This is a genomic window from Xanthomonas cissicola (assembly GCF_008801575.1).
Taxonomy (GTDB): domain Bacteria; phylum Pseudomonadota; class Gammaproteobacteria; order Xanthomonadales; family Xanthomonadaceae; genus Xanthomonas; species Xanthomonas cissicola.
Window position 1 is genome coordinate 1 of sequence record NZ_VZPL01000039.1, and the last position, 13,905, is coordinate 13,905.

The 13,905-nt window shown below is 65.6% G+C and carries 9 protein-coding genes and 1 pseudogene; 5 read left to right on the plus strand and 5 right to left on the minus strand.

Annotated features, from left to right (window positions below; translation table 11 throughout):
• Window positions 1–187 (minus strand): transposase (locus F7R02_RS15765; protein ID WP_151210039.1); only part of this gene is annotated, 187 nt, incomplete at its 3' end.
• A gap of 40 nt (window positions 188–227) precedes the next feature.
• On the opposite strand from F7R02_RS15765, the pseudogene F7R02_RS15770 reads away from it, so the two are divergent.
• The 5 genes and pseudogenes from F7R02_RS15770 to F7R02_RS15790 all read left to right on the plus strand — a co-directional run.
• Window positions 228–575, plus strand: a pseudogene (locus tag F7R02_RS15770) (amidohydrolase family protein); the annotation flags it as partial.
• Between the two features lie 13 nt (window positions 576–588).
• Window positions 589–2,130 carry a histidine ammonia-lyase gene (hutH, locus tag F7R02_RS15775; protein ID WP_078589798.1) on the plus strand — a complete coding sequence of 514 codons (1,542 nt, stop codon included), beginning with the start codon at window positions 589–591 and terminating at the stop codon, window positions 2,128–2,130.
• 181 nt (window positions 2,131–2,311) lie between these two features.
• Entirely contained in the window at window positions 2,312–3,169 is an 858-nt protein-coding gene (gene hutG / locus F7R02_RS15780) for an N-formylglutamate deformylase (RefSeq protein WP_005914875.1), read from the plus strand.
• Window positions 3,170–3,185: 16 nt separating this feature from the next.
• Entirely contained in the window at window positions 3,186–4,853 is a 1,668-nt protein-coding gene (gene hutU / locus F7R02_RS15785; protein ID WP_078589797.1) for a urocanate hydratase, read from the plus strand.
• A 265-nt stretch (window positions 4,854–5,118) separates the two neighbouring features.
• Window positions 5,119–5,847 carry a hypothetical protein gene (locus tag F7R02_RS15790; RefSeq protein ID WP_005914878.1) on the plus strand — a complete coding sequence of 243 codons (729 nt, stop codon included), beginning with the start codon at window positions 5,119–5,121 and terminating at the stop codon, window positions 5,845–5,847.
• Between the two features lie 424 nt (window positions 5,848–6,271).
• Here F7R02_RS15790 and F7R02_RS15800 read toward each other — a convergent pair whose 3' ends face one another.
• The 4 genes from F7R02_RS15800 to F7R02_RS15820 all read right to left on the minus strand — a co-directional run bounded on the left by F7R02_RS15800 (window position 6,272) and on the right by F7R02_RS15820 (window position 13,809).
• Entirely contained in the window at window positions 6,272–8,740 is a 2,469-nt protein-coding gene (locus tag F7R02_RS15800; protein WP_078589795.1) for a membrane-bound PQQ-dependent dehydrogenase, glucose/quinate/shikimate family, read from the minus strand.
• Window positions 8,741–8,966: 226 nt separating this feature from the next.
• A complete protein-coding gene (gene gyrA, locus F7R02_RS15805) occupies window positions 8,967–11,666 on the minus strand; it encodes a DNA gyrase subunit A (RefSeq protein ID WP_078589794.1) in 2,700 nt (899 codons plus the stop codon).
• Window positions 11,667–11,875: 209 nt separating this feature from the next.
• A complete protein-coding gene (mtnA, locus tag F7R02_RS15810; protein ID WP_003485843.1) occupies window positions 11,876–12,940 on the minus strand; it encodes an S-methyl-5-thioribose-1-phosphate isomerase in 1,065 nt (354 codons plus the stop codon).
• A gap of 182 nt (window positions 12,941–13,122) precedes the next feature.
• Window positions 13,123–13,809, minus strand: coding sequence for a DUF3011 domain-containing protein (locus F7R02_RS15820; protein ID WP_005914882.1), 687 nt, complete (start codon window positions 13,807–13,809; stop codon window positions 13,123–13,125).
• Window positions 13,810–13,905 lie beyond the last annotated feature (96 nt).

The following is a 13,905-nucleotide window of genomic DNA, read 5'->3' on the forward strand; positions in this document are numbered from 1 at the left end:
AACGGTTCATGCGTGTGTAGACCGTATGCCAGTTGCCAAAGCGCTTGGGTAGGCCGCGCCATTTGCAGCCATGCTCGGCAACGTAAAGGATGGCGTTGACCACTTGCAGGTTGGTCATGCTGACATTGCCGCGCTGCGCCGGCAGGCAGTGTTCGATCAGAGAAAATTGTGCTGGCGTGATCTCCATGCCCAATAGTTTAATCGCTCGGGCCATTAGTGTTAACAGGCCCTACTTCACCCGCGATACCCAGCTGCCACCGATCGCCGCGCTGCGCACGGCCGGCGTGCCGCTGGCGCTGGCCACCGACTGCAACCCGGGCACCTCGCCACTGACCAGCCCGCTGCTGGCGATGAACATGGCGGCGACGTTGTTCCGCATGACCGTGAACGAATGCATCGCCGGGTTCACCCGCGAGGCTGCACGTGCGCTTGGGCGCAGCGAGCGCCTGGGCCAGCTGCGCGCCGGCATGGACTGCGACCTGGCGATCTGGAACATCGATGCGCCGGCCGATCTGGTCTATCGCATGGGCTTCAATCCTCTTCATGCCCGCGTGTGGCGCGGGCATCCGTGCTGAATCCGGAGTCGTCATGAGTGTTTCTATTGTCTTGCAACCCGGCCAGGTCACGCTGGCGCAATGGCGTGCGCTGTATCGCGGTGCCGAAGTCGCGTTGGACGATGCATGTGCTGCTGCGGTGCTGCGCAGCGCGCAAACGGTGGAGGCCATCGTGGCGCGTGGCGAGCCGGTGTATGGCGTCAACACCGGCTTCGGCAAGCTGGCCAGCGTGCGTATCGAGCGCGAGGATCTCCAGGCCCTGCAGCGCAATATCGTGCTCTCGCATGCGGCAGGCGTGGGCGAGCCCACGCCGGTGCCGGTGGTACGGCTGATGATGGCACTCAAGCTCACCAGCCTGGCCCAGGGCGCGTCCGGCATGCAGCCGGACACGCTGGCACTGCTGGACGCGATGCTGCGCGCCGGCATCACGCCGGTGGTGCCGTGCCAGGGCTCGGTGGGCGCTTCCGGCGATCTGGCACCGCTGTCGCATCTGGCTGCGGCGATGATCGGCGTTGGCGAGGCCTTCGTCGGCGCGCAGCGTCTGCCTGCTGCCGACGCGCTTGCACATGCGCAGCTGCAGCCGCGCGTGCTGGGCGCAAAGGAAGGGTTGGCCCTGCTCAACGGCACCCAGTTTTCCACCGCCTGCGCCCTGGCCGGTCTGTTCGAGATCGAAACCGTCCTGCAGGCCGCGCTGGTCACCGGTGCGTTGTCGGTGGAAGCGGCCAAGGGCTCGGATACGCCCTTCGATGCGCGCATCCATGCGCTGCGCGGGCAGCCTGGACAGATCGCCACTGCCGCAGCGCTGCGCGCCCTGATGGCCGATTCGGCCATCCGCGAATCGCATCGGCTTGGCGATGTGCGCGTGCAGGACCCGTACTGCCTGCGCTGCCAGCCGCAGGTGATGGGTGCGGCGCTGGATGTGATGCGTCAGGCCGCGCGCACCCTGGAGATCGAAGCCAATGGCGTGTCCGATAACCCGCTGGTCTTCAGCGATACCGGCGAAGCGCTGTCTGGCGGCAACTTCCACGCCGAGCCGGTCGCCTTTGCCGCGGACATGCTGGCGATGGCGGTCTGCGAAATCGGCTCGATCAGCGAACGCCGCACCGCGATGCTGGTCGACCCGGCGCTGTCCGGCCTGCCCGCCTTTCTCACACCGCGCCCGGGCTTGAACTCCGGCTTCATGATTCCGCAGGTGACGGCCGCCGCGCTGGTGTCGGAAAACAAACAGCGCGCGTATCCGGCCAGTGTCGATTCGATCCCGACCTCGGCCAATCAGGAAGATCACGTCTCGATGGCTGCGCACGGTGCGCGCCGGTTGCTGGCGATGGCCGAGAACGCCGCGCACGTGATCGGCATCGAGCTGCTGGCTGCCGTGCAAGGCTGCGACTTCCATGCGCCACTGCGCTCCAGCACTGCGCTGGAAGCAGCACGTGCCCTGTTGCGCGCACAGGTGCCCACGTTGCAGGACGACCGCTATTTCCATCCGGATATGCTGGCTGCCACGGCGTTGGTGCGCTCGGGCGCGCTGGCGCAGACAGTGGCGATCCCGTTGCCGGGTGTGGAGCAGGACGTATGAGTGGGCAGCGCTTATGCAGCGAATCGATACCTGCATCGTCGCGGTCGCAACTGCGGTCTTTCGCTGTCTCCCCAAGCACACGCACTTGCGATGACGCCGCGCCGTGCACGCGACGCATCCGCAACGCACAGCTGCGCAACGTATGCCGCACGCTCGCAGCACGCGTACATGGAGCGCAGCGATGAACGCCCTGCCCGACTGGCTGGAACTGCACCGCGGCGACGCGCCGTTGATCATCAGTTTTCCGCATACCGGCACCGATTTACCGGAGGACGTGGCCGACCAGTTCGTGTCGCCGTGGCTGGCGCGCCGCGATACCGATTGGTGGGTACACCAGCTTTACGACTTCGCACAGTCGCTGGGCGCCACCACGCTGCGGACTGCCATCTCGCGCTCGGTCATCGACGTCAATCGCGACCCGAGCGGGGCTTCGCTGTATCCGGGCCAGAACACCACCGGTCTGTGCCCGCTCACCACCTTCGACAATCAGCCGCTGTATGCAGATGGTGCGGCACCGGATCAGGCGCAGATCGCGTTGCGTCGCACGCGCTGGTTCGACCCGTACCATGCCGCGCTTGCCGGAGAAATCGCGCGCCTGCGCGCGCGGCACGCGAAGATCGTGGTCTACGACGCGCATTCGATCCGCTCGTTCATCCCGCATCTGTTCGATGGCGAATTGCCGCAATTCAACATCGGCAGCAACGAGGACCGCAGTTGCGACCGACGCCTGGTCGATGCGGTGGAGAGCCTGTGCCGCAGCAGCGGCTCCAGCACGGTGCGCAACGGCCGTTTCAAGGGCGGCTGGATCACCCGCCACTACGCGCAGCCCGAGCACGGCGTGCACACCTTGCAGATGGAACTGGCCTGCCGCGGCTACATGCGCGAACCCGACAGCCTCACTCCCGACAACTGGCCAACGCCGTGGCAGCCGGTACACGCCGTCGCGCTGCGCGCGGTACTGCGCCACGTGCTGCAGGCCTGCCTGCACTTCGCCAACGCGCCCTCTTCCGACACCGCGCCGCCTGCGGCCAACCGCTGATTGCAAGGAACCCGGCATGACCCGTCACGATGCAACCCGCGTCATCCGCGCCGCCACCGGCACCACGCTCACCGCCAAGAGCTGGCTCACCGAAGCGCCGCTGCGCATGTTGATGAACAACCTGGACCCGGACGTGGCCGAGCGACCGCAGGAACTAGTGGTCTACGGCGGTATCGGCCGCGCCGCGCGCGACTGGGAATCCTTCGACGCGATCGTTGCTGCGCTCACGCGTCTGGACGAGGACCACACCTTGCTGGTGCAGTCCGGCAAACCGGTGGGCGTGTTCCGCACCCATGCCGATGCGCCGCGCGTGCTGATCGCCAATTCCAACCTGGTGCCGCGCTGGGCCAACTGGGACCACTTCAACGAACTCGATCAAAAGGGCCTGGCCATGTACGGCCAGATGACCGCCGGCAGCTGGATCTACATCGGCGCGCAAGGCATCGTGCAGGGCACCTACGAAACCTTCGTGGAAATGGGCCGCCAGCACTATGACGGCAACCTGGCCGGCAAGTGGCTGTTCACCGGCGGTCTCGGCGGCATGGGCGGCGCGCAACCGCTTGCGGCGGTGATGGCTGGCGCCTCGTGCCTGGCGGTGGAGTGCCGCCGCTCCAGCATCGACATGCGCCTGCGCACCGGGTATCTCGATACCTGGACCGATTCGCTGGATGAAGCGCTGCGCCTGATCGAAGAGTCGTGCACCGGGAGGAAGCCACTGTCGGTCGGCCTGCTCGGCAATGTCGCTGACGTGCTGGACGAACTGCTGCTGCGCGGGATCAAGCCGGATCTGTTGACCGACCAGACCTCTGCACACGACCCGGTCAACGGCTACCTGCCGCAGGGCTGGAGCGTGGAAGAGTGGGACGCAAAGCGCGTGAGCGCGCCCAAAGAAGTGGAAGCGGCGGCGCGCGATTCGATGGCCAACCACATCCGCGCCATGCTCACCTTCCACGCACTGGGCGTGCCTACCGTGGATTACGGCAACAACCTGCGCCAGATGGCGCTGGAGGCCGGCGTCGACAACGCGTTCGATTTCCCCGGCTTCGTGCCTGCCTACATCCGCCCGCTGTTTTGTCGCGGTATTGGCCCGTTCCGCTGGGTCGCGCTCAGCGGCGACCCGGACGACATCGCCAAGACCGACGCCAAGGTCAAGGAACTCATTCCCGACGATGCGCATCTGCATCGCTGGCTCGACATGGCGGCCGAAAAGATCGCCTTCCAGGGCCTGCCCGCGCGCATTTGCTGGGTCGGCCTGGGCGACCGCCACCGGCTGGGCCTGGCCTTCAACGCAATGGTGCGCAGCGGCGAGCTGAAGGCACCGGTGGTGATCGGCCGCGACCATCTGGATTCGGGCAGCGTGGCCTCGCCCAATCGCGAAACCGAAGCGATGGCCGACGGCTCGGACGCGGTCTCCGACTGGCCGCTGCTCAACGCCCTGCTCAACACCGCCAGCGGCGCCACCTGGGTATCGCTGCACCACGGCGGCGGCGTCGGCATGGGCTTCTCGCAACATGCCGGCATGGTGATCGTCTGCGACGGCAGCGAGGCCGCCGACAAGCGCCTGGAACGCGTGCTCTGGAACGACCCGGCCACCGGCGTGATGCGCCACGCCGATGCCGGTTACACCATTGCAACCGATTGCGCGAAGGCAAAAGGGCTGGATTTGCCGGGCATTCTGCGCTGACCCAGCCGAACAGCGCGCTTGGGGGCACCGCTGCAGCGTCCGGGCCGCTCCCGCGCGCAGCCCCCTCTTCGTGCATTCCCTTACCCCGCAGTGGCGTGCTGTCGGGCCTCTTCGGGGTGCCATTCGCCACCTCGAATCCTGTGCGCCGGCAACATGTCGTTGCCGTGCCTGAGCACGACGTCCCGAATCAGGGCATGCGCCAAGGATCAGCCTCAAGTCTGCGCGTTGCAGGCCGACAAGATATGCAACGTTTCGAGGAATCCCCATGGGCATCCTGATCTACCTGGTGCCTGCATTCGCACTCTGGGCGCTGATCGCTACCGGGCTGGCGTTCGTACGTGGCCGCCAGCTGCGTGCCGAATCCGGCGAGCTTGCCAGCACGCAGGACAGCCTTGGCCGCTATCAGGCGGCGCTGTCGCAACTGAAGGCGCGTGCGGCGGCCACCACGCTGGAACTGGAATCGCTGCAGCGTAGCTATGCCGTGCTCAAGCAATCGCTGGAACAGCATGAGCAGAACGCCTCCGAGCAGCAGGCGGCCGCTGCCGGCCAGGTGATTCCCATGGTGTTGGTGCAGCGGCTGGATATCGCCAGCGAGATCGGCACGCTGTTCGCGCATGTGGCGCGCGTGGCACGTAGCCTGCGTCGCTACAGCGCCTACAGCCGCGGCCACAACGCCCCCGAGCCGACCACCGCGCGCTACGACCTGCACTGGCTTGCCGATTGCCTGCACAGTTTCGATCAGATCGGTCACGCACTGGTGCGTGGCAATGTCGCTGCACTGATCACGGCCTGCCAGGATCTGTTGTCGATGTACGAGCATTACCTGAAGGATGGCTCCGGCTACAACAGCCGCGACACCTTCCAGCGCCTGAGCAACGATGTGCCGCTGTCCGAGGCCACCGATGCGATCCGCTCGATCATCGTCAAGGCGACGCTGGCACAGGATGTGCGCGATGCGGTGCAGGACGATGAGGTGGCGGCGAACGTCGGATGATTCGGGATTCGGGATTCGGGATTCGGGATTCGGGATTCGGGAATCGGGAATCGGGAATCGGGAATCGGGAATCGGGAATCGGGAATCGGGAATCGGGAATCGGGAAAGCGTGCGGCCCGATGCGTCATGTGGGCCAGCGCTGGGCGCATCAGCGTTGTCTTGCCGAGGTAGCCGAGCGCTTACCCCGCGATTTTCTTCAGCGAAAAAGCGCACCGCTTGCGGTGCGCTTTTTCATGCTTCAACGTTCCTGAGCCCCTGACGAATGATGCGATCCATCGTTAGCTGTCGGCGGAGGACTCGCGCCCAAAATCAAAATGTCTGTCTGCATTGGCACACTCCGATTCCAGACACGGGCCACGTGGCATGGCGCCTACGCAGGCGTTTGCGTGCCCGCTTTAGCAGCCGATCTCGCTCGTCTCCGAAATCACTGCGCTTTCTGCGGTAACGCGTAGGCGATCAACGCATCGCCTGCCGGTGTCTCCATGAAGTGGTGCCCGCCGGCCATGATGACCAGATACTCGCGGCCACCGTATTCGTACACCATCGGGTTGGCCTGGCCGCCGGCCGGCAACTTGGCATGCCACAGCTCCTTGCCGGTGGCCAGATCGATCGCGCGGATCAGGTCGTCGGTGGCGGCGGCAATGAAGATCAAACCGCTTGCCGTCACCACCGCGCCACCATTGTTCGGTATACCGATTTCGATCGGGAGGCCGGAACGGATGCCGAACGGGCCATTGCCGCGCGCACTGCCGAAGGGGCGGTCCCACAGGGTCTTGCCACTGGCCAGATCGATGGCGCGGATGCCGCCGTACGGCGGTTCCTTGCACAGCAACTTGGTGAACGGCAGACGCCAGCCGGCATTGACGTTGATTGCATACGGCGTGCCGGTCTGCGGGTCGCCTGCGCCTTCCGCGCCGCCGGCATCGCCACGCACTTCATCGCGCGGTGCCCAGCCCAGCTTGTCGGCCTTGGCGCGCGGCACCAGCAGGTTGTAGTTGGGCATGTCGTTGTAGTTGGCCACGATCACACCGCGGTGCGGATCCACCGCCACGCTGCCCCAATCCGAACCGCCGTTATAACCGGGGTACTCGATCGAATGCCGGTCCGCTTCCGGCGGCGTGTAAATGCCCTTGTAACTGGCCTTGCGAAACTGGATCCGGCAAACCAGCTGGTCGATCGGAGTCATGCCCCACATGTCGCGCTCGCTCAGGTCCGGCTTGCGCAGCGTGTGATACAGCGAGAACGGCTGCGTCTTGGCACGCACCTGCGGCTCCACGCCACCGCCTGGCACCGTACGCTCTTCCACGCCCACCAGCGGCTTGCCGGTACGCCGATCCAGCACGTACAGCTCGCCCTGCTTGCTCGGCAACAGCACCGCCGGCACGTTGACGCCGTCCTTGGGGAAGTCGATCAGGCTCGGCTGCGAGGCCAGGTCGTAATCCCAGGCATCGATGTGCGTGGTCTGGAAATTCCACACCGGCTTGCCGGTGGTGACATCCAGCGCCACCAGCGAGGTCGCATAACGGTTCTCCTGCGGCGTGCGCGAGCTGCTCCAGTAATCGGCGGTGGAATTGCCCATCAGCAGATACACGTAGCCCAACTGCTCATCGGCTGCGGCGGTGGTCCACATATTGGGCGTGCCGCGCGTCCAGCTCTGGCCTGGCGGCGGTGCGCCGTTCCATTCCGGATGCGTCATGTCCCAGGCCCAGCGCAACTTGCCGGTCACCGCATCGAAACCTTCGATCACACCGGAGGGCTCGTAACGCTTCTGCCCGTCGAGCACCTGATGCCCGGTGACCACCACGCCGCGCACGATGGCCGGCGGCGAATTGATCGACACATAGCCAGGCGGCGTCTCGCCCATACCGACGGTGATATCCACCTGACCGTTGCTGCCGAAATCCGGGCACGGCGTGCCGCTGCGTGCGTCCAGCGCAATCAAGCGCCCGTCGAGCGTGCCTTCGATCACGCGCGTGCGGCATAGCGCTGCCGTTGCTCCAGCATCCGCAACGTTGGCAGCCGCCGGTACTTCGTAATACGAGACGCCACGGCATGCCGCCGTGTACGGGATCGCCTCGTCCTTGACCTTGGGATCGTAGCGCCAGCGCTGCTTGCCGCTGGCGGCATCCAGCGCTATCACCTGGTTGCGCGCAGTGCACAGATACAGGCTGTCGCCCACCTTCAGCGGCGTGGTTTCCGCACCCCAGCGCTTGTTCGGCAAATCGCCGGTGTGGAAAAGCCAGGCTTGCTGCAGCTGCGCCACATTGTCGCGATTGATCTGCTGCAGCGGCGAATAGCGTTGGCCGGCCTGGCTGCGTCCGTACGCGGCCCAATCGCCGTCGGCAGGTGCATTCGCTGGCTGCGCGCCGGACGCCGCAACCGGGGCGGATGTGTCGGGGGTGACCAGGCCACCGAGCACGCCTGCCGCATGCGCCAGCGCGCCATCGGCTTCAGTCACGCCATGCGGCATGAACGCCAATGCGAACGCCACCACAAATACCACCGCCAGCGCACCGGCCAGGCTGCGCGATACCGTGCGCGACACGGGGCGCTGCAATTTCGGCAATAGCAAGGCGAGCACCAATGCCAGGCCGACAATCAGGCCCAGACGCGGCACCCAGCGCCAGTAATCGCTGCCTGATTCCCACCACGTCCACAGCAACGAAACCGCCACCACGCCGGCAAACCACCAGGCGCCCGCATTGCGGCCACGAAACAGCAGCACGCCGGCAACGAGCATCGCCGCACCGGCCGGTGCGTAATACCAGGAGCCGCCCAACGCAGCCAGCCACACGCCACCGGCAAGCAGCACCGCGCCCAGTAGTGCAATCACGCCTCCCAAGGTCGCCAGCGCCCAATGGCCGCGACCGGAAGGACGATCCAGAATCGTCATCCGTTGTTCCTCTTCGACTCGGCGGCGACGCAACGCCGCCGCACCGCCAACAACCTTCGACCCGTGTCAGTGAAAGAGTCGCGATCTTTGCGGCGAACGCATGAAGACACTGCGTTGCAGATGTCAGCGCCCGCCATAAAGCGTGGCGATCCAAAAAACTTCGCGCAATAAAAAACGCCGGTTTTCACCGGCGTTGTTGGTCAACTGTGTCGCGTTAGCGCTGCAATCACGCGTCGGCCGGCGGCGTTTCGCTCACGCTTGCGCTTGCTTCGTCCACTCCCTCATCCACTTCATCCAGCGATGCATCCAGGCGTTCAACCGCCTGCAACTTTTCGCCCTTGGACAAACGGATCAACGTGACGCCCTGCGTGTTACGACCGACGCGCGAGATCTCCGAACCACGCGTGCGCACCAGCGTGCCGCCATCGGAAATCAACAGCACTTCGTCGGTGGCGCCCAGCAGCACCGCACGCACCAGTTTGCCGTTGCGCTCGGTGGTCTGGATCCCGATCACGCCCTGGGTGCCACGCCCCTTGCGCGGGTATTCGGTCAGCGGGGTGCGCTTGCCGTAGCCGTTCTCGGTGGCCGTCAAAATGTAGGCCACGTTACCGTCGTCGGCGACCTCGATCACGGCAGACTCGCCGCCATCGGTGGCTTCCACCACATCATCGACCTCGTCGCCTTCGATCTCTTCTTCGACACCGCCAGCACGCTCGGCCACGATCAGGCTGACCACTTCCTCGCCCTTGGTCAGACGGATACCGCGCACACCGGTGGCGGTACGGCCCATCGAACGCACGGTGGATTCGCCAAAGCGCACGGTCTTGCCGTTGGAAGCGAACAGCAGCACGTCGCGGTCGCCATCGGTCAAGGCCACACCGACCAGCGCATCGCCTTCGTCCAGGTTGATGGCGATCTTGCCGCGCGCCAATCGGAAGGCGAATTCGCTCAACGGCGTCTTCTTGACCGTGCCGTTGCGCGTGGCGAAGAACACGTAGCGGTTGTCGGCGTATTCGCGCACCGGCAGCACGGCCTGCACGCGCTCGCCCGATTCCAGCGGAATCCAGTTGATGATCGGCCTGCCACGCGCATTGGAGCCGGCTTCCGGCAACTGATGCACCGGCAGCCAGAACACCTTGCCGCTGCTGGTGAAGGTCAGCAGCGTATCGTGCGTGTTGACCAGCCACAGCTGGTCGATGAAATCTTCTTCCTTGGTCGCTGCGGCAGAGCGGCCACGGCCACCACGGCGCTGCGCGCGATACGCGCTCACCGGCTGGCGCTTGGCATACCCGGCATGCGACAGCGTCACCACCACGTCTTCCGGCGCGATCAGATCCAGAATGTCCAGATCTTCTTCGCTGTGACGGATCTCGGTGCGGCGTTCATCGCCGTATTCTTCGCGGATATTGATCAACTCGTCGCGGATCACCTGCAGCAGCACATCCGGGTTTTCCAGGATGCGGATCAGGCCTTCGATGACGCCGAGCAATTGCTTGTACTCGTCGGTCAGCTTTTCCTGTTCCAGGCCGGTCAGACGATGCAGACGCATTTCCAGGATCTGCGAAGCCTGCACTTCGCTGAGCTGGTAGAAGCCCTGGATCAGGCCCACGCCCGGCGGCAGATCTTCCGGCTTGGAGGCTTCTGCGCCGGCCGCGCCCAGCAGCGCACCCACCAGGCCCGGTTGCCAGGTCTTGGCCAGCATGCGCTCGCGCGCTTCCTGCGGGTTGGCCGAGGTCTTGATCAACTCGATCATTTCATCGATGTTGGCCAACGCAACGGTCAGGCCTTCCAGCACGTGCGCACGCGCACGCGCCTTGCGCAGTTCGAAAATGGTGCGGCGGGTGACCACCTCGCGGCGGTGGCGGATGAACGCCTCCAGCATCTGCTTGAGGTTCATCAACTGCGGGCGGCCATCGATCAGCGCCACCATGTTGATGCCGAACACCGCCTCCATCTGGGTCTGCTGATACAGGTTGTTGAGCACAACCTCGGCAGATTCGCCGCGCTTGACTTCGATGTAGATGCGCATGCCGTCCTTGTCGGACTCATCGCGCAGCTCGCTGATGCCTTCGAGCTTCTTTTCCTTGACCAGCTCGGCGATCTTCTCGATCAGCCGCGCCTTGTTGACCTGGTACGGGATCTCGGTCACGACGATCGCCTCGCGACCGTTGTCGGCCACTTCCACATCGGCCTTGGCGCGGATGCGCACACGGCCACGGCCGGTGCGGTAGCCGGCCGCGATGCCGGCGGTACCGTTGATGATGCCGGCGGTGGGGAAATCCGGGCCGGGGATGTATTCCATCAGGCCTTCGACATCCAGCTCGGGCGTGTCGATCAGCGCGATGCAGGCATTGATCGCTTCGGTCAGGTTATGCGGCGGGATATTGGTGGCCATGCCCACCGCGATACCGGCCGAGCCATTGACCAGCAGGCTCGGGAACCGGGTCGGCATGACCGTCGGCTCCTGTTCCTTCTCGTCGTAGTTGGGCTGGAAGTCGACGGTTTCCTTGTCGATGTCGGCCATCAACTCATGCGCCAGCCGCGACATGCGCGACTCGGTGTAACGCATCGCCGCGGCGGAGTCGCCGTCGACCGAACCGAAGTTACCCTGACCGTCGACCATCATGTAACGCAGCGAGAACGGCTGCGCCATGCGCACCAGCGTGTCGTACACCGACTGGTCGCCGTGAGGATGGTATTTACCGATGACGTCGCCGACGATACGCGCCGACTTGAAGTAGGCCTTGTTGCTGTGTGCGCCCAGCTCGTGCATCGCGTACAGCACGCGCCGGTGCACAGGCTTGAGGCCATCACGGGCATCGGGGAGTGCACGGCCCACGATCACGCTCATGGCGTAATCGAGATAGCTCTTGCGCATCTCGTCTTCCAGGTTGACCTGGATGATTTCCTTGGCGGTTTCTGCCATTCGGGTTCCGTAAGTGAGGTGGCGGGCGAGCCGGAAAGCCGCGTCGGGAGCGCCCTTGCATCAGGCTGCCGACCCCACGCTCCCGCCGATCGATTCAAGCGCCGGATTGTACCACGGCAGGGCATCCCGACGCCTCCGCTTTACCAGCCAGAAACAAGCACTTGCAGGGAGTTTGGGCGGCGTTGGAAGCCGGGCTGCCGGCCCCGGGCTCAGCTGCCGAAGGCGGCCTGCATCCGCGCCAGGTCCGGCTGCGCGATCACGCCGCGTTCGGTGACGATCGCGTCGATCAGATCGCCCGGAGTGACGTCGAAGACCGGGTTCCAGGCATGGATGCCATCGGCCACCGTCCTGACCCCGCCCACGCCGAACAACTCGCCGGGATCGCGTTGCTCGATCTCGATCTGGTCCCCGCTGGCCGTTGCCATATCCACCGTGGACGACGGCGCCACCACCATGAACTTCACGCCATGGTGGCGGGCGGCGATGGCCAGCTGGTAGGTGCCGATCTTGTTGGCGGTATCGCCATTGGCGCAGATGCGATCGGCGCCGACGATCACCCACTGCACCAGCCCGGATTTCATCAGATGCGAGGCCGCCGAGTCGGCGATCAGGGTGGCGTCGATACCGTCCTGCTGCAGCTCCCACACGGTCAGGCGCGCGCCCTGCAGCCACGGCCGGGTTTCTCCGGCGAACACCTTGGCAATGCGCTGGTGCGCCATGCCGGCGCGGATCACGCCCAGTGCGGTGCCAAAGCCAGCGGTGGCCAGCGAGCCGGTGTTGCAATGGGTCAGCACGCCGCTACCCGGTGCGATCAGTGCGGCGCCAAGCGCGCCCATGTGGCGGTTGGCGGCCAGGTCTTCATCGGCGATGGCCTGCGCCTCGCGCGCGATCACCTCGCGCCAATCGGCGCCCGCCGCGCCCAGCACCCGGCGCATGCGCATCAGCGCCCAGGCCAGGTTGACGGCGGTCGGACGCGCCGCGTTGAGCCGCAGCAGCGCCGGCTCGAGCTTCTGCAGCGCAGCGCTGCCGTCGTCGGCAGCGATGTCGCGCGCGGCCAGTACCACGCCCCACCCGGCCGCAATGCCGATCGCCGGCGCACCGCGCACGGCCAGCGAATGGATCGCCTCGGCCACCGCGTCGCTGCTGTCGCACCGCACATGCGCCACCTCGAAGGGCAGTTTGCGTTGGTCGAGCAATTCAAGGGCATCGCCGGTCCACAGCAGTGGCCGGATGTGGTCGTAGCGGGCGTAATCGATATGGGCGCTGTCGTTCATGCGTCCATTGTAAGGCGCACGCAGCGCCTGCGCCGCTGCACGACCGCGCGGCCGACCAAACCACTGTGCAGCCGGAAGGCGGGCGCGGCCGCTGCTCGGAAGGCAGGTACCACTCGTACACTGCGGCTATTGCGCGTCGTCTTTCCACCCGACGACTGCGCGCGACCTAGTGTCACCTGCTCTTAGTCGACGATGAACTCGGCGCGGCAGCCGTCGTTCACCCACACCCCGTCGCGGCTCCAGCCCCAGGTCTGGCCCTCCACGCATGGCGTTTTGGACATCTGCCGGCCAAGGCGCACCGCGCGTTCCACCGACACGCCACAGGTGCGCCGCGCACTTTTCTTCGATTCGCAGGTGACCATGCGCGGCACCGCGACGAAGCCGGAGCCATCTTCTGCACCCACCTCGAATTCGCCATCGCATCCACGCGAGACCCAGATTTCGTTGCGGCGAACGCCCCAGGTGCGCCCTTCCTTGCACGGCCACATCGAGCGTTGCCGCAGCAGACGCACCGGCGCGCCACGCAGCACCACCGGGCACGCCACCGTGCCGCCATTGGAATCGCAGCGGACCACGCGGCGCATCACGGTTGCGGTCTGCGCACGGGTCGCTGCGAATTCCGCGCGGCAGCCTTGTTCGACCCACACGCCATCGCGTTCGACATCCCATTCGCTACCGCGGATGCAGCTGGTTTCGGAGAGCTGGCGCACCAGTTGCACGCCCTGGGCGGTCTCCATCGCGCAATGCACGCGCGCCAGGTCCTTGGACTCGCAGCGCACCACGCCGGCTGCGCGGTCGGACGCGCGCGCATCGGCGAGCAGCAGCAGCGGCAAGCACCACAAACCGCATAAGCTGACCAGCCACTTCATGCCGATAATCCTCACCCCGAACGATCTTCGTCGCGCCCCCGTGGACGCGAAGATGAGAGCATCATCGATGTGAAGATAGCAATACGGCGCCGATGA

Excerpts from the sequence above, each read along its gene's own strand:
- hutH (WP_078589798.1), top strand. The coding sequence starts at position 589 with ATGAGTGTTTCTATTGTCTTGCAACCCGGCCAGGTCACGCTGGCGCAA.
- hutG (WP_005914875.1), top strand. The coding sequence starts at position 2,312 with ATGAACGCCCTGCCCGACTGGCTGGAACTGCACCGCGGCGACGCGCCG.
- hutU (WP_078589797.1), top strand. The coding sequence starts at position 3,186 with ATGACCCGTCACGATGCAACCCGCGTCATCCGCGCCGCCACCGGCACC.
- F7R02_RS15790 (WP_005914878.1), top strand. The coding sequence starts at position 5,119 with ATGGGCATCCTGATCTACCTGGTGCCTGCATTCGCACTCTGGGCGCTG.
- F7R02_RS15800 (WP_078589795.1), bottom strand. The coding sequence starts at position 8,740 with ATGACGATTCTGGATCGTCCTTCCGGTCGCGGCCATTGGGCGCTGGCG.
- gyrA (WP_078589794.1), bottom strand. The coding sequence starts at position 11,666 with ATGGCAGAAACCGCCAAGGAAATCATCCAGGTCAACCTGGAAGACGAG.
- mtnA (WP_003485843.1), bottom strand. The coding sequence starts at position 12,940 with ATGAACGACAGCGCCCATATCGATTACGCCCGCTACGACCACATCCGG.
- F7R02_RS15820 (WP_005914882.1), bottom strand. The coding sequence starts at position 13,809 with ATGAAGTGGCTGGTCAGCTTATGCGGTTTGTGGTGCTTGCCGCTGCTG.